The organism is Kitasatospora sp. MBT63 (assembly GCF_000710465.2).
Classification (GTDB): Bacteria; Actinomycetota; Actinomycetes; order Streptomycetales; family Streptomycetaceae; genus Kitasatospora.
Window position 1 is genome coordinate 1 of the sequence record NZ_JAIZ01000807.1, and the last position, 1,105, is coordinate 1,105.

Here is a 1,105-nt window from a genome sequence, read left to right on the forward strand (position 1 = left end):
TCCGGGGTGCACCCGGTCGAGGAGGGCGGCCAGGGTCAGCTGCTGGGTGTGGTCGAGCAGCGGGAGGGTGGTGGTGAAGTCCAGGCGGTCCTTGGGGCGCAGCGCCTTGGCCTTGAACAGCAGGGTCAGTTCCGGTGCGAGATAGGGGATCCCCGCGGGCGTGCGGTGGACGACGGCGCTGTAGGGCAGGCGCACCGACGGGTCGCGGCGGCAGATCCAGGTGGTGCCGTCGTGCGGCTCGCGGAACACGTCCACCAGGAAGTTCCCGGTCGCGGGGTCGCGCAGCCAGGTCTGGTGGGTGAGGGCGAGGACCTCGGGTGCCGGGTCCTGCCAGATGTGCCCGGAGTCCACGACGTCGAAGGCGAGTTCGGGGAAGCGGGCCCGGATCTCGGGGAACCGGGCGGCCGGGACTGCCATCTCGAGGTCGCTGTGGTCGCGGGTCTGCTCGCCCTTGAACAGGTCCAGGGCCCAGCCCCCGGCGACGCACCAGGGCGCCGCCACGCCCGCGAGCCGGTCGGCCAGTCGGGCGGGCGTCCAGGCCTGGGTCCATCGGGCTTCGGCCTCGGCCTCGGTGATTTCGACGCCGCCCGGCGGGAGTTGTTCGGTCACCGGCCGAGCCTACCGGCCGGGCCGGGCCCGTTCGCCCGGTTCGGCGCATCGGGTCGCCCGGCTCGGCTCAGCGGCGGCGGATCATGGCCTGGGGCAGGCGGCCGTCCTCCCAGTAGCCGTCGAGGATGACGAGCAGGCCCTCCGGGTCGCGCATCAGCTCGGGCACCCGGTCGCCGTACGCGTCCTGGAGCGGGTCGCGGTCGACGGTCCGGCGTTCGGCGGCGGTGAAGGAGGAGGAGTAGCCGTGGCAGGCGCTGCACCAGAGGTAGTTGATCATCGAGGGGGTGGTGCGGCCGAGCTTTTCGCGGTGGTAGGAGCGCAGGCCGAGGTGGCCGCAGAGCGGGCAGGTGCGCTCCGTCACCGGCCGGTCCAGCTGGGCGCGCAGGACCTCGATGTCGGAGTCGTCGTAGCGGCGTGCCATGAGGGTGACCTTTCGGGGTGGGCGGGACAGCGGTGCGGGCGGGAAGCGGCCGGGCCGGCCGCGGCGGAGGTCTCC

The 1,105-nt window shown here is 73.7% G+C and carries 2 protein-coding genes; both read right to left on the minus strand.

The annotated features are described in order from the left end of the window. The coding region (locus AA75_RS42585; protein ID WP_033825915.1) for a hypothetical protein at positions 1-609 on the minus strand (609 nt) is incomplete at its 3' end. A gap of 67 nt (positions 610-676) precedes the next feature. Further along, positions 677-1,105, minus strand: a 429-nt coding sequence (locus tag AA75_RS42590; RefSeq protein ID WP_206743467.1) for a hypothetical protein, incomplete at its 5' end; no start/stop codon positions are given.